This window comes from Streptomyces sp. NBC_01092 (genome assembly GCF_045039535.1).
Classification (GTDB): Bacteria; Actinomycetota; Actinomycetes; order Streptomycetales; family Streptomycetaceae; genus Streptomyces.
Map to the genome: position 1 here is coordinate 10,355,609 of NZ_CP108659.1, position 26,074 is coordinate 10,381,682.

Here is a 26,074-nt window from a genome sequence, read left to right on the forward strand (position 1 = left end):
CTCACCGCTCCTTGACCAGTGCCGCGTACGCGCCGCCGCGCCCCACCAGCTCCTCGTGCCGCCCGCGTTCGACGATCGTGCCGTGCTGGAGTACGACGATCTCGTCGCTGTCGCGCACGGTGCTGAGCCGGTGCGCGATCACCACGCAGGCACAGCCGCGCTTGCGCAGGTTGTCCATCACGACCTGCTCGGTCTCGGCGTCCAGCGCGCTCGTCACCTCGTCCAGGACCAGGATGCTGGGGCGACGCACCAGCGCGCGTGCGATCTCCAGGCGCTGGCGCTGCCCGCCGGAGAAGTTGCGGCCGTCCTGCTCGACCTTGCTGTTGATGCCGCCCGGGCGGCGCATGACCATGTCGTACAGGGCCGCGTCGCGCAGCGCGTCCACCACCGCGTCGTCCGGGATCGAAGGGTCCCACAGCGCCACGTTGTCGCGGACGGTGCCCTCGAAGAGGAACACCTCCTGGTCGACGAAGGAGACGGAGGCCGCGAGCGCGCCGCGCGGGATGTCCTCGATGCGCTGGTCGTCGATGCGGATGACGCCCTCCCACGGGGTGTAAAGGCCCGATATGAGGCGGGAGACCGTGGACTTGCCGCTGCCGGAGCCGCCGACCAGGGCGACCTGTTGGCCCGGGCCGACCGTGAGGTCGAAGCCGGTGAGCAGGGGCTTGTCGAGGGGGCTGTAGCCGAAGGTGATGTTCTGCAGTTCGACGTGGCCCTGCAGCCGGCGCGTCGACTCGCCGGTGCCGGGACGGCCGTACAGCGGGTCCGCCTCGAAGTTCTCCACGTCCTTGAGGCGGGCCACGTCGGCGGCGAAGTCCTGGATGCGGCCCGCGACGCCGTTCAGGCGGGTGATCGGGGCGGTGAAGCGGGTGACCAGGGCCTGGAAGGCGACCAGCAGGCCGACGGATATGCCCCCTTCGACCGCGCGCATGCCGCCGATCCAGAGGATCAGCGCGCTGTTCAGCGAGGCGAGCGTCGGGGCGACCACGCCCAGCCAGGCGCTCGGCACGCCGAGCCGCTGCTGTTCCTCCAGCGTGGTGGCGTGCTGGCCGGCCCACTTGCGGAAGTAGCCGTCCTCACCGCCCGTCGCCTTCATCGTCTCGATCAGTTGAAGGCCGGTGTAGGCGGTGTTGGTGAGCCGGGCGTTGTCCGCGCGCAGCTTCGCGGTGCGCGTCGCGCGCAGGCGGATGACGACGCGCATCGCGACGACGTTCAGCAGGGCGACGCCGATGCCGACGAACGTGAGCTGCGGGTCGTAGGTGTAGAGGAGGAGCGCGTACAGGACGACGACCACCGCGTCCACGCCCGCCGCCGCGAGGTCGCGGGCCAGCGTCTCGGCGACGGCGTCGTTCGACTGGAGGCGCTGCACCAGGTCGGCCGGGCTGCGCTGGGAGAAGAACGTCACCGGCAGCCGCAGCAGATGGCGCAGGAAGCGGGCGCTGGACAGGGTGGAGGAGATGATGCGGCCGCGCAGCAGGTTCGCCTGCTGCAGCCAGGTCAGCACCACGGTGAGCGCGACGCAGGTCCCCATCGACGCGAACAGCACGCCCAGCAGGGAGGTCTGGCCGCCGATGAGGAACATGTCGATGTAGGTGCGGCTCAGCGCGGGCACCGCGGCGCCGACCACCACCAGCAGCAGGCTCGCCAGGACGGCGGCGGGCATTGTGCCGGCGGTGCCGCGCAGGCGGGCGGGCATCGCGCCGAGCACGCCCGGCTTGCGCCCGCCCTTGGCGAAGTCGTCGCCGGGCTCCATGACCAGGACGACGCCGGTGAAGCTGCCGTCGAAGTCCTCCATGGGCACGAAACGGCGGCCCTTGGCGGGGTCGTTGATGTAGACGCCCCGGCGGCCGAAGCGGCGGCCCATGCCGTCGTAGACGACGTAGTGGTTGAACTCCCAGAACAGGACGGCCGGCGTCTTCACCTCGGCGAGGGCCGCCGTGTCCATCTGTATGCCCTTGGCCGTCAGGCCGTAGCTGCGCGCCGCCTTCAGCAGGTTGCTGGCGCGTGAGCCGTCGCGGGAGACACCGCACGCGATGCGCAGCTCCTCCAGCGGGACATGGCGGCCGTAGTGGCCGAGCACCATCGCGAGGGAGGCGGCGCCGCACTCCACGGCCTCCATCTGCAGGACGGTGGGCGTGCGGACGGTCTTCGCCCGGCCCTTGGGCACGGGGCGCTTCGGCGGGGCGGCGCGGCGCCTGCTGCGCGTCTGCTCCGCGGCGCTCACGGCAGCAGCCAATCGACGGGTCGCTCGTCGGCCAGCCGGATCGAGGCGTCGGCCACGGTCATGGAGGTGAGCGAGAACGGCGGTCCGTCCGCGGACGACCACTTGTAGCCGCTCTTGGTGCTCGCCCTGCGGTCCAGCTTCACCAGCACCGCGACCGGCCTGCCGTCCTTGGTGAACTGCTCACCCAGCTGGCTGTCGCCGAGGAACGCCGCGATCTGCTGCGCCGACTGCGCGGAGCGGTCCACCGACTTCACATGGCCGCGCAGCACGCCGTACTCCTGCGTGGGCACGGAGGAGACGGTGAGGTCCACGGCGGCCTTGTCGGGGATGGACGCGGCGTTCTCGGCGGGGACGTACACCGTCGCGTACAGGGGGTCCTTGGTGTGGGCGACCTTCTCCACGGCGGCGACATTCGCGCCGGTGGAGATGATCTGCCCGATGGTGGCGGCGAGCCCGGTGACCCGGCCCGCGGCGACCGTGCGCACGACCGACTCGCCCTCGGCGGTACGGACCTTCAACACGGGGGAGTTGGCCGGCAGCTGCTGGCCCTGCTTGGCCAGGACCGCGGTGACCTGCCCGGCGACCGGGCTCTGCAGGATGTAGCTGCCCTGGCCGTGGGTGAGGATGGCGGGCGCGCCGACCGTGGAGGTCACCGAACCGGTCACCGCCCACACGGACGCGGCGGCCATGACGACCACCGTCACGGAGAGGACCAGCCAGCCCTGGGGGCGGGCGAAGCGCACCGGAAGGTCGAGCTCCTCCGGTGACTGGAGCTTGGCGAGGGCCTGTTGGCGGAACTGCACGGAACTTTCCCTCACCTGATGATGAGCGGAGACCGGCGCACGTGGGCCGGTCGTGGTGCGTGGCGGTGCCTGCTTGTTCTGCGGCACCCGAAGAGCCCCGGAACCGGGGAACGGCTCCGGGACTCAGCGGTTGTAAAAGGTGCGATCAGAGACCGGCGACCAGGCCCGTGACCGGGGCGGTGCTCAGGCCGGTAACACCCTCCACGGTGCCGACGACCGTGTCGACCAGGCCGGAAACCGGGGCGATGCCGTTGACGGCGTCGAGGGCACCGTTCACGGCGTTGACCTGCAGGCCGCCGGAGACGTTGTCGAGCTCGGCGTCGGAGATCTCGACGGTCGCAACCTGGGGGGTGGAGTTCATGATGGAACTTCCCTTCCTAATGGGTATTTCACAAGGGGGAGCGGCCCCTCTGGGGACAGATGACGGCCGCGACCGCTGGCGCCCGGCGCCCGTTTCCGGGAACCGTTCGTGGCTCCTGCGGTGCGATGGATCAAAGCACGCTGCGGGTGCGGCCTTCCAATCAAACGTAGGCCTCACCAGGGCACTTGAGTCCCACAGGCCTCGATCCGTGCAGACGAGGGCACGCCTTGTCGGCGACTTCTTCACATGCGTCACAGCATCGGCTCGGACGGGCTGTTGCCACCGCTTGGAAAGCGCATGCCGATGCGGTGGCGAATCCGACACTCCCGCCGCAAGGGGGTGACCGGCGGTAGCCCCCTTGTGCAGAACCTCGGCGCCCGGTGACTTGGTTGAGTATTGAATGTGCAGATTCCCTGAAGCCAAGATTCCGCTCGGGATTCTCAACCAACCGTTACTGATCGGTGGCAGATCGTGTCAGCCCAGAAGGGCATACACCGTGCTCGCACGGGCCGCGATCTCCCCCGAACTCTCGTCCGTCATCGAGATGTCGGCGAACGCCATCCGGCGGCCCAGCTTGGTGACGACCGCCTCGATCAGGACATCCGAACCGATCACCGCGCGCTGGAACGACGTCGACTGCTGCACCGTCGTCATCGGCCCGTAGGCCCCGCGCGCCGCCGACACGGCGATCACGGTCGCGGTGTCGGCGGCGGCCATCAGCGCCTGCCCCGACAGTGCGCCGCCCTCCCGGGCCAGCCCTTCCGACCAGGGCATTCGCAGGATCGCGCGGTCGTCCTGCACCGTCTCGACCCGCAGCCCGAGCTGGAGTACCCAGGGGGCGAAGTTGGCGGAGAGGATCTTGTCGGCTTCGGCGGTGGTCATCGTCATATGGGGGATTGTTCCCGCCGCCGGCCCCGTGGACGCGTTGCCTGGCCGGATAGGTGGCCCGAGTCGGTTGCCCGCAAACGGAATTGAACGCCCCACCCGGCCCGTGCGTACCCATTGCCAACCAGGCGCCCCGAACAGCTGCCGCGAAGACGGCGGCACAGACCCCGTCCCCCCAGGAGGTCGAGAAGTTTGAGTCACAAGCGAATCCCGAAGCGCAAGGCCGCGATAGCCGCGGGCAGCGTGGTGGCGCTCGGAGCGGCCGCGATCCTGCTGCCGAACGCCAACGCTTCGCAGGACGGCGCGTCGGACGACGCCGCCGCCCCCAAGACCCTGAAGTCCGCGGACGCCTCGGATCTCGCCTCGCAGCTCGCGGGAATGCTCGGCGACGCCTTCGCCGGTTCGTACTACGACGCCGAGAGCCAGCAGCTCGTCGTCAACGTCATCCCCGGCGACAACAACAACGTGGTCGTCCAGGCGAAGAAGGCCGGCGCGAAGGTCCGTGAGGTCGAGAACAGCCTGTCCGAGCTCGCGTCCGGCGCGCAGACCCTGAAGTCCGAGGCGACCATCCCGGGCACGGCCTGGGCGGTCGACCCCAGAACGAACAAGATCCTCGTCACCGCCGACAGCACCGTCACCGGCGACAAGTGGGACACGCTGGAGTCGACCGTCGACAGCCTCGGCTCGGGGATGGCGACCATCAAGAAGTCGGCCGGCACCTTCAAGACGTTCCTCTCCGGCGGCGACGCCATCTTCGCCGGCGGCTCGCGCTGCTCCGCGGGCTTCAACGTCACCGCGGGCGACGGCACCCCCGCCTTCCTGACCGCCGGTCACTGCGGAGTCGCGGCCGAGCAGTGGTCGGACGCCGAGGGCGGCCAGCCGATCGCCACCGTCGACCAGGCCACCTTCCCCGGCGACGGCGACTTCGCCCTCGTGAAGTACGACGACCCGGCGACCGAGGCCCCGAGCGAGGTCAACCTCGGCGACCAGACCGTCGCGATCAGCCAGGCCGCGGATGCCGAGGTCGGTCTCCAGGTGCTCCGGATGGGCAGCACCACCGGGCTGAACGACGGTCAGGTCCTCGGACTCGACGCCACCGTGAACTACCCGGAGGGCACGGTCACCGGGCTCATCCAGACCGACGTCTGCGCCGAGCCCGGCGACAGCGGCGGCTCCCTGTTCACCCAGGACGGGCTGGCGATCGGCCTGACCTCCGGTGGCAGCGGCGACTGCACGGCCGGCGGCGAGACCTTCTTCCAGCCGGTGACCACGGCCCTGGCGGCGGTGGGCGCGACCCTCGGCGGCGACGCCGCGGGCGGCGCGGGCGCCGGTGACGAGGCCGGTGCGGGCGACGAAGCGGGCGCCGGTGAAGAGGCCGGTGCCGGCGAGGAGGCCGGTGCGGGTGAAGAGGCCGGAGCCGGTGAGGAAGCCGGAGCCGGTGAAGAGGTCGGCAACGGGAACGCCGACGGCACGGGCAACGGCCTCGGCGAGATCGTCGGCAACGGCGTCGGCAACAACTGACGCCCTGACACCGACGCACGGATCCACATGATCCGGGCACACTCAGAGTGACGCGGACGAACGTGGTCCGGCCCTCCGGCGGGAGGGCCGGACCGCTTCGTTCTCCGGGGCCGGCCGTCCGGTCACGCCCGCACCGCCCGTCAGCCCCGCGCCCGCAACAACAGCAGCGCCACGTCGTCGGCCCGCTCATGCACCGACTCGCTGTGCCGCACGAGCAGATCGGCCAGCTCGTCCAGCGGACGGTCCCCGGCCTGCGCCAGCACATGGCCGAGCGCGGCGAGTGCGTCCTCGATGTCGACGCCGGGAGACTCGATCAGGCCGTCCGTGTAGAGGACGAGCACACACCCTGGTGTGAGGTCGACCTCCGCCGTCGGATAGACGGGTGAGCCGTCGATGCCCAGCAGCGGGCCACCGGCGAGGTCGAGCACCCGCACCCGCCCGTCCGCCCGCCTCAGCAACGGCGGCGGATGCCCGGCGCGGGCCATCACCGCCCGCCCCCGCTGCGGATCGAGGCGCAGATACAGACAGCTCGCGAACAGGTCGGAGCCGAGGTCGATCAGCAGCCGGTTGGTGCTGCGCATGACCTCCTCGGGAGCCTGCCCCACGGTCGTGTACGCCCGTACGGCGGTGCGGATCTGCCCCATCAGCCCGGCCGCCGTGACGTTGTGGCCCTGCACGTCCCCGATCACCGCCGCCGCCAGACCCTGCTCCGTCGGCACCAGGTCGTAGAAGTCGCCGCCGATCTCCATACCGCGCGTGGCGGGCAGATAGCGCGCCGCCGCCTCGATGCCGGGCAGCGACGGCAGCGAGTGGGGGAGCAGCGCGGCCTGCAGACCGTGTGCCAGCTGGTGCGTCGTGTCGTAGAGCTGGGCCCGCTCCAGCGCCTGCGCGATGAGCCCGCCCAGACTGGTCAGGACCGCGCGCTCGTCCGCGGGGAAGGGGTGCGGTTCGGCGTAGGCGAGCACACAGGTGCCGACCGGCCGGCCGGAGGCGATGAGCGGCAGATACGCCCAGGCCCCGAAGCCGTCGGGGACCGAGTGCTGCGTCGGATACAGCCGCTCCAGGTGGTGCTGGGACTCGAAGAACGCGGGCACGCCGGTACCCAGGGCCTGAGCTCCCGGGGTCGGCTCGGCCAGCGGCAGTCCGTCGAACCGCTCCACGATCTGCGGATCCGGATAACCCCGGTGACCGAGCACGTGCAGCCGCCCCGCCCGTGACCCGAGGACGACCAGAGCCCGGCTGCCGACGGCCGGCGCGATCTCGTCCGCGACCAGCTGCACCACGTCCTGCACGCTCGCCGCCTCGGTCAGCGCGCCGGCCAGGCTCAGCACCTGGGAGATGGTCACCAGCCGGGACGGGGCGTCCCCGGGTTGCGGCCCACTGCGGGCCATCTCCGCCACCGCCCGTGCCCGGCTGATGCGCACGCTCAGACCGGTCGTGCTCGGATACATCCGGAAGGACAGCCAGTCGCCGGGCGGGCGCAGCGCCAGGAACGACGTGGTCTGCTGGCTGAGCAGCGCGGCCCGGTAGCGGTCCTCGTAGACGGGGTCATTGAGCCACGGCACGGCCGCCCACAGCTGGTTGCCGAGCAGCCGGCTTATGGGGACGCCGATCAGCTCGGCCGCCGCCGGGTTGGCGAAGCCGATCCGGCCGTGCAGATCGAGAGAGCACAGCCCGTACGGGAGCCGCGACGCCATGCGCGCCGCCTCCACCGTGCCGAACCGGCCGGGCGCGCCGGCGAGCGGCGACCCGGCGACCAGATCGGGTTCTGGCAGGGGCGGGCGGCTCGCCTCGATGGCACGCTCCAGCCGCACCGCGAGCCGCCGGCAGCCGGCCGTCAGATGGTCCCGGTCGCGCTCCGACAGCTCCGGGGGATGCGAACCGGGCCAGGTCACGAAGATCGCGCCGTAGGCACGGGTCTCGGTGGCCACGGGCAGCGCGGCCAGCGCGAACGGATACGGCAGCACGACCGCGATCCGCGGAAAGCGGGCCGCCATGTCCTCCTCGCCCGGGACCCACACGAGCCGCCGCTCGCGCACCGCCTCGGCGACCGGGATCGGCGCGCTCAGCCCGACCCGCTCCCACGGCGCCGCGAACGCCCTGGGCAGCCCGGCCATCACCGCCATCTCCAGTACGGGTTCGTCGGCCGACAACAGATACACGGCGCCGGAGTGCCCGTGCACCTCGTCCATCATCGAGGCCAGCGCGAGGGACAGCAGCGGCCGGCCGACCCGCGTCCTCGCGGCCGCCGGCGCCTGAGTGGACGTCTGCCCGTCGGACACGCCGACCACCTCCTCCGCGGAGCCGCGCGACGGGTCCCAGGGCTCAAATCTCCCCCCTGACGGCGCGCCGCGCACGGCGAGCGGCATCCCGCGCCCCCCTCGGGAGACCCGCGCGTACCCCTTGCCCGTGCGCCCATGCCCCCACAGTCGATGCGCGGCACGGCGTGCGGGCGCCGTACGTGCGCCCCCGCGCACCCTGATGGCCGGTTCTTCGCGCCCGCAGACGGTCGCAAACGCCAACAATGGGGCACGCGCTCAACACCATGAAGCGACGAATGCGGCGAACGGCGAGCTGGAGGGGCGGCAGTGATCCGGGTCCTTGTGGTGCACGACGCGTGTCTGGTGCGATCGGTGCTGGCCGAGTGGCTGCGCGGAGAACCTGGCCTGGGGGTCTACGACGCCCCCTGGCGCAGCGCCTTGGCACGTGTGCGATCGGTGCGCCCGGACGTGTGCGCGGCGGACCTGGAGTACTCGGACACGTACGGCATCCCGCCACTCGGTGAGCTGCGCGCACGGGAACCCGGCCGGACACCACCGCACCTTCTCGTGCTCGCCAGTGCGAAGCGGCCGGGGCTGCTCAGGCGCGCGCTGGAGGCGGGGGCGATCGGCTACGTCGACAAGGAGGGCTCGCCGGACAACCTGGTGCGCGCCATACGCCGGGTCGCCGAGGGGGAACGTTTCGTCGACGACTCGCTCGGCTTCGGGTTCCTCAAGGCCGCCGAGATGCCGCTGACCCGACGGGAGCTCAGCGTGTTATCCCTCGCCGCCGAGGGCGCGTCCGTCGCGGAGATCGCGGGGAGCCTGCACCTGTCCAACGGGACCGTGCGCAACTACATGGCGGCCATCACCCGCAAGACCGGGGCCCGCAACCGCATCGACGCCATCCGGATCTCGCAGGGCGAGGGATGGCTCTGACCGCTCGCGCGGTACGGGGGTCCAGGCGCCGACGAGCTCGCGGTAGCGCGCCGAGCACCGGACGAGCTCGTCATGCGTGCCGTACGCCGTCTCGCGGCCGTCCATCATCAGGACCCGGTCGGCCCGGCTCGCCGAGGTGATGCGGTGGGCGACGACGACCAGGGCGGCGCCGGGGCGGGCCGCGAAGGCGCGTTCCGCGCGTTCCTCGGCCGCCGGATCGAGATGACAGGTCGCCTCGTCGAGCAGCGCCAGCCGGGCGTGCGACAAGTAGGCCCGGGTCAGCGCGATCAACTGCCGCTGGCCGGCGGACAGGGCCGCGGGATCCACGTGGCCCTCGGGGCCGCCCAGCGCGTCGAGCAGCTCCAGGAGGCCGACCGCCTCGGCTGCCGCGAGCAGCTCCGCCTGTGGGACGGGGTCCGGCCGAAGGTGGGTGAGGTTCTCCGAGAGGCTGCCGGTGAACACGTACGCCTCCTGCGGAATGAGCACCCGCCGCGCCACCGAGCCCGGCCCCACCGCGGCGCGTCCACCCACCCGGATCGTCCCGCACCGCGGCTCCAGCAGCCCGGCGACCAACGCGGTCAGCGTCGACTTCCCGATGCCGCTCGGCCCGACGACGGCCAGGTGGGAGCCGGGCGGGAGAGTCAGGTCGAGATCGTCGATCACGGGGACCGCGGTGGGGCTGTAGGCGAAGGTGACGCGGGAGAGGGCGAGGGCTGGGGGTGCGGTGGCGCGCGGGCGATGCGTGGGTGGCCCCGGCGAGTGGGGGTGCTGGGGCAGTGGTTCGGGGGCCCCGGCCGCCAACGGGTCGGCGCCGCGGTCGCAGGGCGGGTCGGATCGGGGTCGGCTCCGGTCGCCGACCGGACCGGGCGCCTGCTGTGGGTCCGGGGCGTACCGTCCCCGCCCCTGGCGGTCGTGTTGCGTGGCTCCCGCGCGCGGCCGGCGTCGCCGGGGCGTCATGCCGGACACGCGGCGCCCGCCACGACGCCCCGCCACACTGTCGGCGACGCCCTCCGGCGCCAGCCGCCGCAGCACCACCGCCAGGCGTGAGCCGCTCGTGCCCAGGCCGTGGACCAGGTTGTGCAGGGCCGGGAGGAGGGACTGGGTGACGTACGAGAGGGCGCCGACCAGGGCGCCCGTCGTCACGCCCCGGTGGAGGAGCCAGGGGGCGGCGGCGAGCAGCAGCACGATCGGGAGCTGTCCGCCGAGGGCGAGGGCGGCCACCCGTACGACGCCGAACCGGGCGAGGGAGCGGGCGGCACGCCGCTCGGCCTCCACCAGGAGCCCCACGTCCACAGCGGTCCGTTCCTCCGCACCGGAGGCCCTGATGTCCCGCAGCCCCGGGCAGACGGCGCCGAGGCGGTCCGCCAGGGCCTCGTCGGCGGCGAGGAACGTCTCCTGCCGGCGGGACAGCGGGCGCAGCGTCGCCGCGAACAGGCCGACCCCCGCGGCGAGCGGCGGCAGGACGACGAGCAGCAGCAACGGGGCGAGCGAGAACAGGCCCGCAAGCGCGCCGACGGCACTGAACACGAACGACCGCGAGACCATCACCAGCCCCGCGAAGGTGTCCCGCGCGATCTCCACCTGCTGGGTGAGCCCGGACAGCGCTCCCCGGTCCGCCTCACGCACCCCGCGCTCCACGACCCGCCGCACGAGCCGGTCCCTGAGCGGCTCGACCAGCGCCGCGACGGCCGCGTACACCCGAGCCGTCCCGTACGCGCCGACCACGACCCCGACCCCGGCGACCCCGAGCCACCCGAGCCCGGCCGCAGTGCGCCCCTGGAGGAACCCGTCGTCCAGGGCGCGGGCCGGGGCGTACCCGATGAGGAAGCTCTGCCCCGTCTCCAGGACCGACCACAGCCCGAGCCGCACGAGAACCCGCCACCGGGCCCGCAGATGGCGCAGCCCACGGGAGAAGAGCCGGCCGGTCATCGGTGCGCCTCATCCGCCGCCGCGGAGGCATCCCCCGGCGTTCCCGCCAGCGTCTCCCGGTACGCCGCGTTCCCCCACAGCTCCTCGTGCCGCCCCACCGCTCGCACCCGTCCGCCGTCCAACCACGCCACCGTGTCGGCTCGGGCGGCCGTGGCCGCCCGGTGGGCGATCAGGAGGCGGGTGGCGGGCGAGCCGCCGTCGGCCAGGGCTTCGGTGATGCGGGCCTCCGTCACCGTGTCCAGGCTGGACAGCGCGTCGTCGAGGATCAGCAGACGGCCACCGTGGGCGAACGCCCGCGCGAGACCGAGGCGTTGGGACTCGCCGCCGGAGCGGGGGGCGTCGGCCAGGGCGGTGGCGTATCCGTGTGGCAGGCGGCTGACGAAGTCGTCCGCGTGGGCGGTGTGGGCGGCCTGCCGGATGCGCGCGGGAGAGGGGGCCGTGAGGGAGAGGCCGATCGCGTCCTCGACGGTGCCGCCCAGCAGGACGGGGCGTTCGAAGGCGTAGGCGACGGCGCCCCGCAGTTCGTCGTGGGTCAGCTCGCTCAGGGGCACGCCGTCGAGCAGGATCTCGCCGCCGTCCGGATCGGCCAGTCGCCCGGCGAGAGCGGCGAGCACCGACTTGCCCGCACCTGAGCGGCCGACCACGGCGAGGGTGGTCCCGCCGGGGACGACCAGGTCGACGCCGTTCAGCACGGCGGTGCCGCCGCGCCGGGCGATCACCCCGCGCAGCTCCAGCCGACCGGGCCCGGGAGGCAGTCGGCGCCTGCCGTGGGCGGAAGCGGGCTCGGCGACGACCTCGCCGAGGCGAACGGCCGCCGCCCGGGCCCGGGCCACGCCCGCGAGCTGTGCGACCAGCATGCCGACGCCGGTCGCCAGGACCGCGTAGCGGGAGGCGGCGAGCACCTCGCCGACGGACAGCCGGTGGCGGGCGAGGAGTACGCCGGCGACGGCGACGACGCCGAGTTGCAGCAGCGGGGCGACGGTGACCGCCTGCGCGGCGGCCCGTCCCTGTACCTGCCACATGCGGTGCCCCGCACGGGAGAGTTCGGGCAGCGGACGCAGGATCCGAGCCGTCTCCCGGTCCGCCGTGCCCGCGGCCGCGATGGTGCGGTGACCGTCGACGGCCTCGGCGAGCGCGGCCGCGATCCTGCCCTGTTCGCGCTGGTACCGGGCCACGCACCGGGAGGTGTCACGGGCGAAGGTGCGCAGCAGTACGGCCAGTACCGGTGCCCCGGCGAGGAACGCTGCGGCGAGCCAGGGGTCGATCAGGGCGAGGGCGACGATGCCCCCGACCGGGCCGGTGAGCGCGGCGAGCAGCACGGCACGGGCGGCCGGAGCGGTGCCGGCCTGCGCGGCGTTGCCGACGAGCCGCGCGACCAGGTCGCCGGCTCCGAAGCGGTCGGTGGCCCGCGGGCCCACGGCCAGGACGTGCCCGGTCAGCCGGCCCCGCAGCCAGGCCGTGGTGCGGGCGTCCACGGTGCCGACGAGAAGGCTCTGGCAGGCGTCGAGCAGGGCGAGCGTCAGCACGAGTGCGGCGCAGCACAGCACCCAGCCCGTGGCCGGGGCCCCCGCGAGCAGCAGGTCCAGTGCACGGCCGAGTGCTGCGGGGAGGAGCAGCCCGGCTCCGGTCGCGGCGGTGCTCACCAGGCACAGGGCCGCGATGCGGGCACTGCTGTGCCGGGTGGCCGAGCGCGGCAGCGCCCGGCACGGGTCATCGGCAGCGGTCGTCATACGGCTGCGGCCTCGCTCCCTGCTCCGGGAAATGAGCCCCTGGCCCCGGGAAATGAGCCCCTGGCCCCGGAAATGAGCGCTGGGCTCCGGAAAATGAGCCCCGGGCGGCCCCTCCACGCAGGAGGGGAACCGCCCGGAGCCGCGACTGCACGAGGGTCAGAGACAGAGGCTGATGCTGGCCTGGCTGGCGCACAGCAACAGGCTGAGCATGCTGCCGCCGCCGGTGTGCTCCTCGGTCTCCATCGTCTGCAGGTCGAGCAGTGCCATGTCGTTCTCCTTCTCATGGGGACGGGGTTGTGCCACGGCTCCGTCAGTTCGCGGAGCCGCGTTCCGGGTGCCGCGGTGGCGGCGGGAGGAAGGGCAGGTGGGCCGGGGCCGCGCCCGCCGCGTCGCTGCCGAGGGCGGCACGCAGGGCGAGCAGACAGCCGGCCGTTCCGGTGCCCAGATCCATGGAGAGCCGCATCATCTGGTGCCCCGGGAAGGCCAGTTGGCCCTGGTAGGACATCGCGTACCAGCCGAGCCCGGCGATCTGCGCGGCCAGCCGGTCGGCGCCTGCTCCCGGTGTGGTCGTACGGCTGAGGTGGAGGATCATCCCGGCACGTCCCTGGAACAGGCCGGGCTGTGCGTAGAAGCGTGAGGTGGCGGCGGTGAGGATGCCCGCGCGGGCGCGCTCGAAGGTGCCGGTGTCGTCGTCGGCGTGGGTGAGGTAGTCGTCGAGGACCATCCCCACGCCCACGCTGCCGTCGCCCAGATACGGCATGGTCCGCCAGCCTTCGTCGACCTCCAGGGAGCCGCCCTTCTGCTCGACGCAGGCCGCCAGGTCCCGGCGCAGTGCCTCGCCTGCCGCGTCCAGCAGCCGGCGCTCACCGGTCCGCTCGTACCGCCGCAGCAGGAACAGCGCGGGACCGCTGGCCCCCCGCAGCAGTCCGGCGCGAGGCCGGTGCCCCTCCGGGGACGGTTCGGCGAGACGTCGTACGAGGATGTCCGCGGCCTCGGCCGCCCGCGCGCCCAGTTCCGGCTCGCCGGTGGTGTGCGCCAGCTCGTCGAGGACCAGGCCCAGGCCGGCCAGCCCGCCGCGCAGGTCCGAGGAGAGGCGCTGCCACCGCTCGCGCAGGATCGTGTCGATCAGGTCCAGGGCCCGCTGCCGGTGGCCGAGCAGGTCGAGGACGTGGGTCACGCCCGCGAGGCCGTCGTACAGGCCCAGCGGCGTGCCGGTCGGCGGCGGGTCCGTGTGGTCCAGGAGCCAGCGCTCGCCCTCGTCGTAGCGCTCGGCGCCCGACGCGGCCAGGGCGTACAGCACACCGGCCGCGCCATGGGCCAGGCCGAGTCCGCCGCCGTCGGAGAACTGGCCGATGTCGCCGGGAAAGAGCCGGTCGTCGCGTTCCGGGGTGGCCGACGCGAGCAGCGCCTTGACCATCGAGTCGCGGCTGTAGGGCCAGTCGCCGGGCTCCACGAACGACACGGGGACCGAGCCCGACCGAGGCGGCTGCGGCGCCCCGGCCACGTCCCGGGTGATCTCGGCGACCGCTTCGTCCAGGAACCGCCCCGGCACGTCCGGGAACCGGTCCGCGATCACCTCCGCCAGGTGCGCGGCCTTGTCGCGGTCCACCACGAACAGCGTGGTGACGGGCAGGAACAGTGCCAGCCGCAGGCAGGCCAGCGCATAGCGGTCGACGTCCACGCCCCTGCGGTCCGGCGGGGCCAGGAAGCCGGGGTGGGCGACGACCTGGCGGCCGTTCTCGCCGACCGGCGCGGCCGCCTCGAAGTCGAGCAGGGACACCGACTCCTCGTCGGGGGCGACCATGATGTTGAAGACGTGCAGGTCGTTGAAGACGATCCCGCGCGCGTGCACCGCCTCCACCGCCCGCTCGACCGCCCGGTGGATCCGCAGCCCCCAGGCCGTGTAGTCGGCCACGGCACGCGGATCGGGATCCGGGCCGATCAGCGGGTGGCGCTCGGCGAAGAAGGAGTTGAGGGTGCGCCCCTCGACGAAGTCCATGACCAGGAAGCGGTGGTCGCCGAGCAGGAACCAGTCCCGTACCTCGGGCACCACCCCGGTGCCCGCCAACTGCTCCAGGGCGTACTTCTCCCGCTCCAGCCGGGCCACGGCGTCCGCACCGTCGGCGGCGAGGCCCGCGTGCGGCCGGCCCTCCTTCAGTACGACCTTGCGTCCGTCGCGCGTGTCCGTGCCCACGTACACCCCGCCGCCGTTGGAGAAGTGCAGCGCCTTCTCGATGCGGTACGGCAGTTCGCCCACCGTCGTGGTGTTGCGGGCCGCCAGATGCGGCTCCAGGAACGCGGGCAGCGTCACCCACTGCGGCACCTGGAAGGACGGCGCCCGCCGGTCGGGCACCAGCGTGCCCGCGCCGTCCCGCACCGCCGGCACCAGCGCACCATGCTCGTCGACGACGAACAGACGCGCGAAGGCGCCGTACCGGACGTACAGCGGACCCTCGCCCCAGCGCAGGTCGGTCAGGATGTACGGCCCCTCGAAGCCCTCCAGCAGCCGGCCCAGCTCGCACAGCACCGTGTGCAGCTGCTCCTCGTCGGCCGGGTAGACGGTGACGAACTTGCCGCTGGAGTCCCGGCCCGCGTACTTGGCGTTGCGCAGGTGCAGCAGGTGCGGGCCCGGCACGAACTTGAACGGCACGGCCCGCGGCACGCAGTAGTCCCGGACGATCCGCGCGATCCGCTCGGCGTTCGCGAGGGTCGCCGAGACATGGATCTTCCAGCCCTGGGCCCGGTCCGGGAGCGGGCTGCCGTCCGCACCGAGCGGCGCCAGCGTCAGCCAGTCGCCGATCCGCGCCGACGTCCACCCCTCGGGGACCTCGCGCCGCGCCGTCTCGTACAGCGGCGCGGTTCGCTGCCCATCGGTGGACAGCCGGTCCGGCGTCTCGTAGAAGTGCCTGTCCGCCAGCGCGTACACCTCGTAGCGCTTGTCCATACGTCCCCCTCCGCAGGCCCGGCACCGAGCCTTCCAGCGGGCCGGCGGCCACGGACAGTCACGCCTGTCACGAGAACACCGTGCGGAACGCATGCGTAAAGACATGTTCGGCGCCTTTCGAGCGCCGCGGCGTTCAACGGGTCCAAGAACGTTCACAAGGGCTGCGCAGGGGGCTCATAAGCGCTGTAATGGCGGACGTGGTCACTGAGGGCACCGCGGGACGCAGGACCAGGAGTCTGCGCGCCGAGCGGGCCCTGAAGGCGCTTACTGTCGATCAGGACTCGCCCGAGCGGCTGCGGCGGGTCCTGGAGCAGGCGCTCGTCTTCGCCGGAGCGGCCTTCGTCGCCGTGTACACACCGAGTGAGGACGGCGAGCTGCTCTGCCTCGTCGAGTCCGTCGGCGTGCCCCGCACCCTGTACGGACTGCGCGACGGGTACGCGCTCGCCGGGCGCTCCCCGCTCGCCGACGCCCGGCGCACCGGCCGTGCCCTGTGGCTCGGCCCCGAGCAGCTCGCCCACCGCGCGGAGTCACGGCGGACGCCGTCCGGTGACTTCTCGCTGGCCGTCCTGCCCGCCGAGGGCGACGAGGGCGGCGGATGCCTCCTCGCCGTGAGCGAGAGACCGGGAGGCTTCGACGCCGAGGACCGCGGGTGCCTGGAGCTGATCGCCGGGGCCGTCGCCTACCCCGCCGCGCCCGCCGCCGCCGAAGCGGGTGAGCTGCCGGTCAACGCCTTCAGCCTCGCCATGGACACCGGCCGCGTCGAGGTCGGCGACGACATCCTGCGGCTGTTCGGCCTCGGCCCGCAGGCCTTCGACGGCAAGGTCGAGACCCTGCTGGGCCTGACCGTCCCCGAGGACCTGCCGTCGCTGATGTCGGTCGTCGAGGCCGACCACATGTCCATCGGCGAGCGCGAGCTGGAGTTCCGCGTCCTGCAGCCCACCGGCCCGCCCAAGTGGCTCAGGCTGCGCGGCCGCCTGGTGCCGGGCGGCGAGGGCAACCCCGCCCGCCTCGTCGGCACCGTCGCCGACGCCTCCACCCTGCGCGCCGAGGTCACCGACGTGGCCCGCGTCCAGCGCCTCGCCGCCGCCCTCGCCACCGCCGGCACCGTCCGCGACGTCAGCCACGCCGTGGTCACCGCGCTGCGCAAGCCGCTGCGCGCCGACCGCATCGCGCTCGCCGAGCTGGAGCACGACCGCCTCGTCGTCACCGTCCTCGACCCGCCCGAACCCGAGTCCTGGCCCGCGCTGTGGCGCCTGGAGTGGCGTACCGAATGGCCGGACGCGCCCGTGCGCGCCATGCCCACCCTCGCCGCCGCCCTGCGCGAGGGCCGCGCCCGGATCTGGCCCGCAGGCAGCCCGCTGGAGCCCGCCCTGGCCGAGGTCGGACCCGGTGGGCTGGCCGTCCTGCCGCTGCCCGCCGGGGGCCGGATGGCCGGTGCCTGCCTCATCGGCTGGGACACCCCGCACGAGTTCGGCCCCGACGAGCGCGCCCTGCTCACCGCCTCCGCGGGCCTCGCCGGGCAGGCCCTGATGCGCGCCCACGCCTTCGACGCCGAGCACGAGCTCGTCGGCATGCTCCAGCGCCAGCTGCTGCCGCGCCGCCTGCCCCGGCTGCCCGGCGCCGTGGCCGTCGCCCGCTATCTGCCGACCACGGCCGGGCTGGAGGTCGGCGGCGACTGGTACGACGTGATCCCGCTGTCCGACAACCACGTCGCCCTGGTCATCGGAGACGTCCAGGGCCACAGCGCTGCCGCCGCCACCCTCATGGGGCAGATGCGCACCGCGCTGCGCGCCTACGCCGCCGAAGGACACCCCCCGGACGTCGTCGTCCACCATGCCAACCGCCTCCTGATGGACCTGGAGACCGACCTCTTCGCCACCTGCTGCTATGTCGACGTCGACCTGGAGGAGGGCTCCGCCTGGTGCGTGCGCGCCGGACACCTCCCGCCGGTCCTGCGCCGGCCGGACGGCGGGACGGAGATCGCCGAGGCGGAGGGCGGCCCGCCGCTCGGCGTGATGCGGCAGGCCGACTTCCCGATGAGCCCGCTCCGGCTGGCGCCCGGCACCGTCATCGCCCTGACCACCGACGGCCTCGTCGAGTCCGCCGAGGACGACATCGACATCGGCATGGACCGTCTCGCCCGTGAGCTCGCCCGCGCCGACCCCGCCCACCTCGGCCTCGTCGCCGACGCCCTGCTGATCGGCGCGCGCCGCAACGACGACATCGCCCTGCTCCTGATGCGCTACGACGGCATGGCCGTACGCCCCCTGCGCGAGAGCTGGACGGTCTGGCGCGTCCCGCAGGCCGTCGGGCACGCCCGCCGCTTCACCCGCCGCACCCTGCGCGAATGGGGCGTGCCGCCGCCGGACAGGGACGCCGTACTGCTCGTGGTCTCCGAGCTCGTCACCAACGCCCTCGTGCACACGGACGGCCGTGTCCGCCTCGATCTGACCCTCGTCAACCACCGGCTGCGCGTCGCGGTCGCCGACGCCTCGCCGCGCTCACCCGTCAAACCGACGAGCTTGAGCTGGGAGGCCACCGGCGGCCGCGGGATCCTCCTGGTCGAGGCCATGTCGGTGACGTGGGGAACGGTGCCGGTCAGTGGCGGAAAACAGGTGTGGAGCGAGATCGCCCTGAGCAACTGAAGCCCGGATTCCGGTGAACAACCGACAGCTCGGGGGTGACGTGCAAGCCAACCGAGACCGTCAAAATGGCGGAATCGGGGCTAAGGTGAAGCAGATGAAGGCTCTCGTGCTGTCCGGTGGCGCCGGTACGCGCCTGAGGCCGATCACGCACACTTCGGCCAAACAGCTCGTGCCGGTGGCGAACAAGCCCGTGCTCTTCTACGGGCTGGAATCCATCGCCGCGGCCGGCATCACCGACGTCGGAGTGATCGTCGGTGACACCGCCGCGGAGATCCAGGACGCCGTGGGTGACGGGTCGAAGTTCGGCCTGGAGATCACCTACATCCCCCAGGAACGCCCGCTGGGGCTGGCGCACGCCGTGCTCATCGCCCGGGACTACCTCGGTGACGACGACTTCGTGATGTACCTCGGCGACAACTTCATCGTCGGCGGAATCGCCGACCTCGTCGAGGAGTTCCGCGGCAACCGCCCCGACGCCCAGATCCTGCTGACCCAGGTGCAGGACCCGCGCTCCTTCGGCGTGGCCGAACTCGACGACGCCGGCCAGGTCGTCGGCCTGGAGGAGAAACCCGAACGGCCCAAGAGCGACCTCGCGCTGGTCGGCGTCTATCTGTTCACGCCGGTCATCCATGACGCGGTCCGCTCCATCACCCCGTCCTGGCGCGGCGAGCTGGAGATCACCCACGCCATCCAGCACCTGATCGACTCCCGCGCCGACGTGCGCTGCACCGTCATCAAGGGCTACTGGAAGGACACCGGGAACGTCGCCGACATGCTGGAGGTGAACCGCACCGTCCTGGAGGGCCTCACCCGCCGCATCGACGGCGAGATCGACGAGGCGTCGGAGGCCGTCGGACGCGTCGTCGTCGAGGAGGGGGCGCGCATCGTCAACTCGCGCATCGTCGGCCCCGCCGTGGTCGGCGCCGGCACCGTCGTCGAGGACGCCTACATCGGCCCCTTCACCTCCGTCGCGGAGAACTGCCGTGTCACCGACAGCGAGCTGGAATTCTCCATCGTGCTGCGGGACTCCACGATCCACGGGGTGGGCCGCATCGAGTCCTCGCTGATCGGCCGGCACGCGGAGGTCACCCCCGCGCCGAGCCTGCCCAGCGCCCACCACCTCGTCCTCGGCGACCACAGCAAGGTGCAGATCCACTCATGAACCTTCTCGTCACCGGCGCCGCCGGCTTCATCGGCTCGACCTACGTCCGCACCCTGCTCGCCCACGACGCACCGGACGCGCCCGACGCGCCACGGATCACCGTGCTGGACAAGCTCACCTACGCCGGCACCCTCGACAACCTCGAACTCGGCCACCCCCGGCTGGAGTTCGTGCGCGGGGACATCCGGGACGCCGAACTGGTCGACAAGCTGATGGCCGAGGCCGACCAGGTGGTGCACTTCGCCGCGGAATCCCATGTGGACCGTTCGATCGCGGGCGCCGGCGACTTCGTCCTCACCAACGTCGTCGGCACCCAGACCCTGCTGGACGCGGCCCTGCGCTACCGCGTCGAACCCTTCGTGCACATCTCCACGGACGAGGTCTACGGCTCCGTCGAGACGGGCTCGTCCACCGAGGAGGACATCCTGCGGCCCAGCTCGCCGTACTCCGCCTCCAAGGCCTCCTCCGACCTGCTCGCGCTCTCCTACCACCGCACCCACGGCCTCGACGTGCGGGTCACCCGCTGCTCCAACAACTACGGCCCGCACCAGTTCCCCGAGAAGGTCGTCCCGCTGTTCATCACCAACCTCCTCGACGGCGAGCGCGTCCCCCTCTACGGCGAGGGCCTCAACGTCCGCGACTGGCTGCACGTCGACGACCACTGCCACGGCGTCGAACTCGTGCGCACCAAGGGCCGCCCCGGCGAGATCTACAACATCGGCGGCGGCACCGAACTGAGCAACAAGGACCTCACCGCCCTGCTGCTGCAGGCCTGCGGCTCAGACTGGGACCGAGTGCGGCACGTCGAGGACCGCAAGGGCCACGACCTGCGCTACTCCGTCGACTGGACCAAGGCCCGCACCGAACTCGGCTACCGGCCCCGCCACGACTTCGCCGCGGGCCTCGCCGCCACCGTCGCCTGGTACCGCGACCACCGCGCCTGGTGGGAGCCCCTCAAGCGGCGCGCCGGTGAGGAGCACGGATGAGGTGGCTGGTCACCGGCGCGGGCGGCATGCTCGGCCACGACCTGGTCGGCGAACTGCGCGCCCGCGGCGAGCAGGTGACCGCCCTCGACCATGCCGCCCTCGACATCACCGCCCCCGCATCCATCGAGCGCGCCTTCGCCGCCCACCACCCCGACCTGCTCGTCAACTGCGCCGCCTACACGGCCGTCGACGACGCCGAACAGGACGAGGCACGCGCACTGCGCGTCAACGGCGACGGCCCACGCCGCCTCGCCAGGGCCTGCGCCGCCCACGGGGCCCGCCTCATCCACCTCTCCACCGACTACGTCTTCGCCGGGGACGCCCGCACCCCTTACGCCGAGGACGCGCCACCAGCCCCCCGCACCGCCTACGGCCGTACCAAACTGGCGGGGGAGCGCGGTGTGCTGGAGGAACTCCCGGCCGCCGGCGCGGTGGTGCGCACGGCCTGGCTGTACGGCGTCCACGGCCACAGCTTCGTCCGCACGATGATCGAGCTGGAGGGCCGCCTCGACACCGTCGACGTCGTGAACGACCAGCGCGGGCAGCCCACTTGGAGCGCGGACGTCGCCGCGTTCCTCGCCGAACTCGGCCCCCGCGTCGGCCGCGACGCGACCGGCGTCCTGCACGCCGTCAACTCCGGCGAGGCCACCTGGTACGACCTGGCCCGCGAGGTGTTCCGGCTCCTCGACGCCGACCCGGACCGAGTGCGCCCCGTCACCGGTGCGGCCTTCCCCCGGCCCGCGCCACGCCCCGCGTACAGCGTCCTCGGGCACGGTCGCAGGCGGCGGCTCGGCCTGGCTCCGGCCCGTGACTGGCGCACCGCCCTGCACGAAGCACTGCCCCGGATCCGCAAGGAGACCCTTCGTGAAACGCCATGAGTTCCTGAGGGAACTGCACAAGGTCAGCGGCAACCGCAACTACTTGGAGATCGGTGTCAACGACGGCCGCAGCCTCCGGCTCTCCCGCGTCCCCACCATCGCCGTCGACCCCGCCTTCAAGGTCGTCACGGAGATCCGCTGCGACGTCCACCTGGTCAAGGCCACCAGCGACGACTTCTTCGCCCGCGACAAACCGCTCATCCACCTCAAGGGCGGCCGCCATCCGCTGCGCAACCTGCGCCGGGGGCGCGGCCCGTTCGCGTACTGGCGCCGTACCGTCGTCGACCTGTCCTTCATCGACGGGATGCACCTGTTCGAGTACGCGCTGCGGGACTTCATGAACATCGAGCGGCACTCGGACTGGACGAGTGTGATCGTCTTCGACGACATGCTGCCGCGCAACGTCGACGAGGCGGCCCGGGACCGGCACACCGGTGCGTGGACCGGTGACGTGTACAAGATCGCCGAGATTCTCGGCCGTCATCGCCCTGATCTGGTCACCGTGCTCGTCGACACGCAGCCCACCGGGCAGCTCGTCGTCTTCGGGGCCGATCGTCGCAATACGGTGCTGCGTGACCGGTACGACGAGATCGTCGCCGAGTACGACGTGCCCGATCCGCAGAAGGTGCCCGAGACGATCCTCGACCGGGCGGGGGCGGTGGCGCCGGAGGCGTTGCTAGGGGCGAAGTTCTGGAAGCCGCTTGCGAGGGCGCGATCTCTGAGGGTGGGGCGCTCACGCGGCTGGGAGCCCTTGCGCACGGCGGTCGAGCGGGTCGCCGACGGCAGCTGAGCGCTCTGGTGGTGCCGCGTTGTGTCGTCGTGCCCCGCCCCCTAAGGGGCGCGCAGCCGGTCGTAGTGCGCCGTGCAGGTCTCGTACGTCGGCAACAGCCCCGCCCGCTCCGCCTGCGCCAGCGACGGTGCCTGCGCGTCCTTCTGTGAGAGCACCGGTGCGATGTGCTCCGGCCAGGCGATGCCCAGCTCGGGGTCCAGCGGGTCCACCCCGTGTTCGTGCTCCGGGGCGTACCCGGTCGAGCACAGGTAGACCACTGTGGCGTCGTCCGTCAGGGCCATGAAGGCGTGGCCGAGCCCCTCCGCGAGGAACAGGGCGTGGTGGCCGTCGTCGTCGAGGCGCAGCGCCTCCCAGCGGCCGAAGGTGGGTGAGCCGACGCGGAGGTCGACCGCCACGTCGAGGACGGCGCCGCGCAGACAGGTCACGTACTTGGCCTGTCCCGGCGGCACGTCGGAGAAGTGCACACCGCGCAGGACGCCCCGGCGGGAGACCGAGCAGTTGGCCTGGGCCAGGGCCAGGTCGTAGCCGGTGGCCTCGCGGAACTCCGTGCTCCGGTACCACTCGTGGAAGCTGCCCCGCTCGTCCGGGAACACCTTGGGCTCCAGAGCCCATGCGCCTTCGATGCCGAGAGAGCGCATGCCGTCACCTCCTGCCGGCCCGGGCCCGCAGCCGGGTCGCCGTCCGGCCCACCACCGTGCCGAGCCCGCGACGGGCCCTGCGGACCAGTCGCCGTAGCGCACTGGGGCCGGGGGCCCGCACGGCATGCACCCCACCGACGCCGGCGCGCAGCGCGAACGGCAGTGCGAGGAAGCGCGGACCCGGCACGCCGAGCGCCACCCGCCAGGTCGCCCCTCTGAGGTCACCGAGCGGCAGCTCCGCCTCCAGCAGCGCGCCGGACACCTGTGGGGTGAGCCCGGCAGGCACCTCGTGGGTGCCGTGGGAGGAGGTGAGGCGCAGGGAGACCTCGGTGCCGTCGCGGGGGACGTGGAGCGGGAGCGGCAACCGGAGCCGGCCGCCTGCCGTCGTCACGTCGTCCGGGGTGAGGGTGCCCAGTCCGAGGCGGCCGGTCGTACGGTCGACGTCCAGGGCGAGATGCGCGTGCGGTGAGGTCCAGTACGGCAGGACGACGTGATCGCCGGCCAGGGCGGCGGACGGGTGGGGGCGGGCACTTCGCGGGGCCGGGCCGAGCCGGCACTCCTTGGTCCAGCCGCCCAGCCTGACGCGGACGAGCGCGTCCCACACGCCGGCGCGGGTGAGGGTGGCGGGGTCGACGGCGGCGGTCGCGCGCAGCACCAGCCGGACCCGGCCGTCGTCCCCGGCCGGCACCTCCTGGCGGGTGAACTCCACCGGCTGGAAGTACTGGGCGGCACTGGCCCGCTCGCGCACCAGCAGATCCGCGGTGGCCCGGTCGAACCGGGCGGCGGTGTCGGCGCCCACCCAGGCGATGGCGGCGGCCAGGTCCTCGGGCGGGCCGTCGAGCGGCGCGGGCGCCGCGCCGGCGGCGAAGGTCATCGGCTCGGCGGCGGACGTGTACTCCGCGCTGAAGGCGACCCGCAGCGTGCCGTTCTCCCAGGCCACACCCTCGGGTACGGCCGTGAGGGCGATACCGGCCTCCCACTCGGCGAACGCCTCGACATCGTCGTACCAGCCGGCGGCGATCAGCGCGGCGACGACCTGCTGCGTCGGCTGCAGCCCGGCCGCGACACCGGGCCCGAAACGCTCCACGACGACCTGGTGCATCTCCTCGAACAGCTCCCGGCGATAGTCCGCCGGAAGCGCGAGCAGCCGCCGCGCGCGCATCCGCTCGACCATCTCCACCCGCAGCCAGCGCCGGAAGAGCCGGTCACGCAGGGGCCCCGGCTCGGTGTACCGCTCGACGACGTCCAGGGCCTCCCGGAGGTTCTTGAAGTAGCCGCCCGGGTCGAAGCGCTGGAATCCGGCGTTCGAGGCGTCGTCGCGCCGGACGTGGTAGTAGCAGACGTAGTCGCCGAGCACCGAGACATTGGCGGCGCGCAGATACGCCTCCGTGACGAAGACGTGGTCCTCCAGGCGCCGCCGGCCCTCGGGGAAGCGCAGCCCGATGTCGTCGAGGAAGGCGCGCCGGAACATCTTGTGCGGGGTGAGGCTGTCGATCAGTGGCGCGTTCTCGACGGTGGCCCGCGGGTGGTTGCGCCGGAACAGCTCCACCGGAACCCCGCGGCCCTTGCCGGCCATCTTGCCGACCACGACATCGGCGCCGTTGGCCACGCCGTAGTCGTACATCCGCTTCAGGGCCTCGTCGCCGAGGTAGTCGTCGTTGTCGACGAACATCACGTACTCGCCCCGGGCGGCGGCGATACCGACGTTGCGCGGCCTGCCCGACCAGCCCGAGTTCTCCTGGTGCACCACGGTCACCCGGGGCTCCGCGGCGGCGACCGCGTCGAGCCGGGCCGGCGTGTCGTCGGTGGAGCCGTCGTCGACGAAGATCACTTCGTAGGCGTCGGGCGGCAGCGACTGTGCGAGCAGCGAGGTGATGCAGTCCTCGATGTAGACCCCCGGGTTGTACACGGGGACGACGACGCTGACCTTGACCGGCATCCGGGTCCGAGCCCCCTAGGGGTCGCTGTGCGTTTACGTCAGATTACGGTGCTCGTGGCCAGATCCTAACTGTGTCACCGGTTTTGTCCACCGCTCAACCACGGCGGTCCCGCACGGTGATCTTGTCCCTGGGTAGCCTGACGGGGTGCGCCTGCTGCTGATGTCCGACACCCACCTGCCCAAGCGCGCCAAGGCCCTCCCCGAGGCGCTGCTCGCCGAACTCCCGCGCGCCGACGTCGTGTTCCACGCGGGGGACTGGGTCGACACGGCCACACTCGACCTGCTGGAGAGCCGCTGCGCCCGCCTCGTCGGGGTCTACGGCAACAACGACGGCCCGGCCCTGCGCGCCCGGCTCCCCGAGGTGGCGTACGCCGAACTCGGCGGCCTGCTTTTCGGCGTCGTCCATGAGACCGGGTCCGCCCAGGGGCGCGAGACGCGCTGCGCGGCCCGCTTTCCCGACCTGGACGTCCTGGTCTTCGGGCACAGCCACATCCCCTGGGACACGACCGCCCCGTCAGGTCTGCGCCTGCTCAATCCCGGCTCCCCGACGGACCGCCGCCGACAGCCCCACTGCACGTACATGACCGCGACCGTGGAGGAGGGCTCGCTGGGGGAGGTGGCGCTGCACCGGCTGCCTCAGCGGCACTGAGGGCGGCGCACAAGACCGGGCCGCTCCGCGCGTGGGAAGCGGCCCGGGCGCTGCTTATGCGCTGTCATGGACCTCCTTCCCGCTCAGAGGCTATTTCCCGGAGACAAGTAAGTCTCCGTTGTGGCGCGACTACCCGCTCTCGCCCGTTCTACACACTCTGATGGCGGTCACTTCCGTCCGGCCCGCCACCGCCGCAGCCGTGCCACCACCAGCACCCCCAGCACCACCGCCACCAGGGCCCCCGCACGCTTCACCACCGGCACTCCGGCCGTGCGGAGCAGGTCGAGCGGCTCCTGCGGCTCGTCCTCACCCACCGCCGCCGCACCGACCGCGGGCTCGGCCAGCCGCTCCGACAGGCACGCGGCGAACTGCCCGACCAGCCGGTCGCCCACCTCGGCCATCACCCCGCGCCCGAACTGCGCCGGACGTCCGGTCACCGTCAGATCGGTGCGCACCGACACGGCCGTACCGTCGTCGTGCTCGCTGAGCGTGCCGGTCATCGTGGCCCGTGCGGTGCCCTGGCCGTGCGTCTCCCGGCCACTCGCGACGAGCACCATGCGGTGCGCCGTCTCGTCCTGGTCCTCGAAGACGGCGGTGCCCTTGTACGTCACGGTGATCGGACCCACCTTGACCTTCACCGCACCGGTGACGGTCTTGCCGTCGTACTCCTCGACGCTCGCCCCGGGCATGCAGGGCGCGACACGCTCGATGTCGAGGAGCGTGCGCCAGGCCTCGTCGACCGGGACGGGGACGGTGAACTCGTGGTGCGGCTCCATGACTTCCTCCAACCGGC

Annotated in this window: 19 protein-coding genes and 1 pseudogene; 8 read left to right on the forward strand and 12 right to left on the reverse strand. The window is 72.7% G+C overall.

Annotated features, from left to right (window positions below; genetic code table 11):
- Position 1: 1 nt before the first annotated feature.
- The 4 genes from OG254_RS46110 to OG254_RS46125 form a co-directional block, all read right to left on the reverse strand.
- Positions 2-2,224 carry an NHLP family bacteriocin export ABC transporter peptidase/permease/ATPase subunit gene (locus tag OG254_RS46110; RefSeq protein ID WP_405593750.1) on the reverse strand — a complete coding sequence of 741 codons (2,223 nt, stop codon included), beginning with the start codon at positions 2,222-2,224 and terminating at the stop codon, positions 2-4.
- Positions 2,221-3,027: an HlyD family efflux transporter periplasmic adaptor subunit gene (locus OG254_RS46115; RefSeq protein WP_147998401.1), complete on the reverse strand. Its 807-nt coding sequence runs from the start codon at positions 3,025-3,027 to the stop codon at positions 2,221-2,223. Before OG254_RS46115 ends, OG254_RS46110 begins: the two co-directional genes overlap by 4 nt.
- A 145-nt stretch (positions 3,028-3,172) precedes the next feature.
- Positions 3,173-3,388 carry a type A2 lantipeptide gene (locus OG254_RS46120; RefSeq protein WP_405593751.1) on the reverse strand — a complete coding sequence of 72 codons (216 nt, stop codon included), beginning with the start codon at positions 3,386-3,388 and terminating at the stop codon, positions 3,173-3,175.
- A gap of 474 nt (positions 3,389-3,862) precedes the next feature.
- Positions 3,863-4,276, reverse strand: a complete 414-nt coding sequence (locus tag OG254_RS46125; protein WP_351194887.1) for a PaaI family thioesterase — start codon at positions 4,274-4,276, stop codon at positions 3,863-3,865.
- A gap of 189 nt (positions 4,277-4,465) precedes the next feature.
- Between OG254_RS46125 and OG254_RS46130 the strand changes: the two genes are divergently transcribed.
- Positions 4,466-5,794 (forward strand): S1 family peptidase, encoded by a 1,329-nt coding sequence (locus tag OG254_RS46130; protein WP_405593752.1) that lies wholly within the window; start codon positions 4,466-4,468, stop codon positions 5,792-5,794.
- Positions 5,795-5,934: 140 nt separating this feature from the next.
- On the opposite strand, the gene OG254_RS46135 is transcribed toward OG254_RS46130, so the two are convergent.
- Positions 5,935-8,085, reverse strand: a complete 2,151-nt coding sequence (locus tag OG254_RS46135) for a SpoIIE family protein phosphatase (protein ID WP_405593753.1) — start codon at positions 8,083-8,085, stop codon at positions 5,935-5,937.
- Between the two features lie 315 nt (positions 8,086-8,400).
- Here OG254_RS46135 and OG254_RS46140 point away from each other — a divergent pair.
- Positions 8,401-8,907 (forward strand): annotated as a pseudogene (locus OG254_RS46140) (LuxR C-terminal-related transcriptional regulator); the annotation flags it as partial.
- Here the strand turns inward: OG254_RS46140 and OG254_RS46145 are convergent.
- The 4 genes from OG254_RS46145 to lanKC all read right to left on the reverse strand — a co-directional run bounded on the left by OG254_RS46145 (position 8,830) and on the right by lanKC (position 15,594).
- Positions 8,830-10,920: an ATP-binding cassette domain-containing protein gene (locus OG254_RS46145; protein ID WP_405593754.1), complete on the reverse strand. Its 2,091-nt coding sequence runs from the start codon at positions 10,918-10,920 to the stop codon at positions 8,830-8,832. The pseudogene OG254_RS46140 and the gene OG254_RS46145 overlap by 78 nt on opposite strands.
- Positions 10,917-12,650 (reverse strand): ABC transporter ATP-binding protein, encoded by a 1,734-nt coding sequence (locus OG254_RS46150; RefSeq protein ID WP_405593755.1) that lies wholly within the window; start codon positions 12,648-12,650, stop codon positions 10,917-10,919. The genes OG254_RS46145 and OG254_RS46150 overlap by 4 nt, the downstream gene beginning before the upstream one ends.
- A 156-nt stretch (positions 12,651-12,806) precedes the next feature.
- A complete protein-coding gene (locus OG254_RS46155; RefSeq protein ID WP_351194895.1) occupies positions 12,807-12,917 on the reverse strand; it encodes a SapB/AmfS family lanthipeptide in 111 nt (36 codons plus the stop codon).
- 43 nt (positions 12,918-12,960) lie between these two features.
- Positions 12,961-15,594, reverse strand: a complete 2,634-nt coding sequence (gene lanKC, locus OG254_RS46160) for a class III lanthionine synthetase LanKC (protein WP_405593757.1) — start codon at positions 15,592-15,594, stop codon at positions 12,961-12,963.
- Positions 15,595-15,782: 188 nt separating this feature from the next.
- On the opposite strand from lanKC, the gene OG254_RS46165 reads away from it, so the two are divergent.
- The 5 genes from OG254_RS46165 to OG254_RS46185 all read left to right on the forward strand — a co-directional run bounded on the left by OG254_RS46165 (position 15,783) and on the right by OG254_RS46185 (position 22,055).
- On the forward strand, positions 15,783-18,239 hold the full coding sequence (locus tag OG254_RS46165) for a SpoIIE family protein phosphatase (protein ID WP_405593758.1): 2,457 nt from the start codon (positions 15,783-15,785) through the stop codon (positions 18,237-18,239).
- 94 nt (positions 18,240-18,333) lie between these two features.
- Positions 18,334-19,401 carry a glucose-1-phosphate thymidylyltransferase gene (locus OG254_RS46170; protein WP_405593759.1) on the forward strand — a complete coding sequence of 356 codons (1,068 nt, stop codon included), beginning with the start codon at positions 18,334-18,336 and terminating at the stop codon, positions 19,399-19,401.
- Positions 19,398-20,387, forward strand: a complete 990-nt coding sequence (rfbB, locus tag OG254_RS46175) for a dTDP-glucose 4,6-dehydratase (RefSeq protein ID WP_405593760.1) — start codon at positions 19,398-19,400, stop codon at positions 20,385-20,387. Before OG254_RS46170 ends, rfbB begins: the two co-directional genes overlap by 4 nt.
- A complete protein-coding gene (gene rfbD, locus OG254_RS46180; RefSeq protein ID WP_405593761.1) occupies positions 20,384-21,265 on the forward strand; it encodes a dTDP-4-dehydrorhamnose reductase in 882 nt (293 codons plus the stop codon). The genes rfbB and rfbD overlap by 4 nt, the downstream gene beginning before the upstream one ends.
- Positions 21,252-22,055: a class I SAM-dependent methyltransferase gene (locus tag OG254_RS46185; RefSeq protein WP_405593762.1), complete on the forward strand. Its 804-nt coding sequence runs from the start codon at positions 21,252-21,254 to the stop codon at positions 22,053-22,055. Before rfbD ends, OG254_RS46185 begins: the two co-directional genes overlap by 14 nt.
- A 41-nt stretch (positions 22,056-22,096) precedes the next feature.
- Here OG254_RS46185 and rfbC read toward each other — a convergent pair whose 3' ends face one another.
- Positions 22,097-22,693, reverse strand: a complete 597-nt coding sequence (rfbC, locus tag OG254_RS46190) for a dTDP-4-dehydrorhamnose 3,5-epimerase (RefSeq protein WP_405593763.1) — start codon at positions 22,691-22,693, stop codon at positions 22,097-22,099.
- A gap of 4 nt (positions 22,694-22,697) precedes the next feature.
- Positions 22,698-24,632, reverse strand: coding sequence for a glycosyltransferase family 2 protein (locus OG254_RS46195; protein WP_405593765.1), 1,935 nt, complete (start codon positions 24,630-24,632; stop codon positions 22,698-22,700).
- 145 nt (positions 24,633-24,777) lie between these two features.
- Between OG254_RS46195 and OG254_RS46200 the strand changes: the two genes are divergently transcribed.
- Positions 24,778-25,281 carry a metallophosphoesterase family protein gene (locus OG254_RS46200; RefSeq protein ID WP_405593767.1) on the forward strand — a complete coding sequence of 168 codons (504 nt, stop codon included), beginning with the start codon at positions 24,778-24,780 and terminating at the stop codon, positions 25,279-25,281.
- Positions 25,282-25,448: 167 nt separating this feature from the next.
- Here the strand turns inward: OG254_RS46200 and OG254_RS46205 are convergent, their stop codons facing one another.
- Positions 25,449-26,057 carry an SRPBCC family protein gene (locus OG254_RS46205; protein WP_405593769.1) on the reverse strand — a complete coding sequence of 203 codons (609 nt, stop codon included), beginning with the start codon at positions 26,055-26,057 and terminating at the stop codon, positions 25,449-25,451.
- Positions 26,058-26,074 lie beyond the last annotated feature (17 nt).

Bases quoted from the DNA above. Each gene is read 5' to 3' on its own strand.
- OG254_RS46120 (WP_405593751.1), bottom strand. From the start codon at position 3,388: ATGAACTCCACCCCCCAGGTTGCGACCGTCGAGATCTCCGACGCCGAG.
- OG254_RS46125 (WP_351194887.1), bottom strand. From the start codon at position 4,276: ATGACGATGACCACCGCCGAAGCCGACAAGATCCTCTCCGCCAACTTC.
- OG254_RS46145 (WP_405593754.1), bottom strand. From the start codon at position 10,920: ATGACCGGCCGGCTCTTCTCCCGTGGGCTGCGCCATCTGCGGGCCCGG.
- OG254_RS46150 (WP_405593755.1), bottom strand. From the start codon at position 12,650: ATGACGACCGCTGCCGATGACCCGTGCCGGGCGCTGCCGCGCTCGGCC.
- OG254_RS46155 (WP_351194895.1), bottom strand. From the start codon at position 12,917: ATGGCACTGCTCGACCTGCAGACGATGGAGACCGAGGAGCACACCGGC.
- lanKC (WP_405593757.1), bottom strand. From the start codon at position 15,594: ATGGACAAGCGCTACGAGGTGTACGCGCTGGCGGACAGGCACTTCTAC.
- OG254_RS46165 (WP_405593758.1), top strand. From the start codon at position 15,783: ATGGCGGACGTGGTCACTGAGGGCACCGCGGGACGCAGGACCAGGAGT.
- OG254_RS46170 (WP_405593759.1), top strand. From the start codon at position 18,334: ATGAAGGCTCTCGTGCTGTCCGGTGGCGCCGGTACGCGCCTGAGGCCG.
- rfbB (WP_405593760.1), top strand. From the start codon at position 19,398: ATGAACCTTCTCGTCACCGGCGCCGCCGGCTTCATCGGCTCGACCTAC.
- rfbD (WP_405593761.1), top strand. From the start codon at position 20,384: ATGAGGTGGCTGGTCACCGGCGCGGGCGGCATGCTCGGCCACGACCTG.
- rfbC (WP_405593763.1), bottom strand. From the start codon at position 22,693: ATGCGCTCTCTCGGCATCGAAGGCGCATGGGCTCTGGAGCCCAAGGTG.
- OG254_RS46195 (WP_405593765.1), bottom strand. From the start codon at position 24,632: ATGCCGGTCAAGGTCAGCGTCGTCGTCCCCGTGTACAACCCGGGGGTC.
- OG254_RS46205 (WP_405593769.1), bottom strand. From the start codon at position 26,057: ATGGAGCCGCACCACGAGTTCACCGTCCCCGTCCCGGTCGACGAGGCC.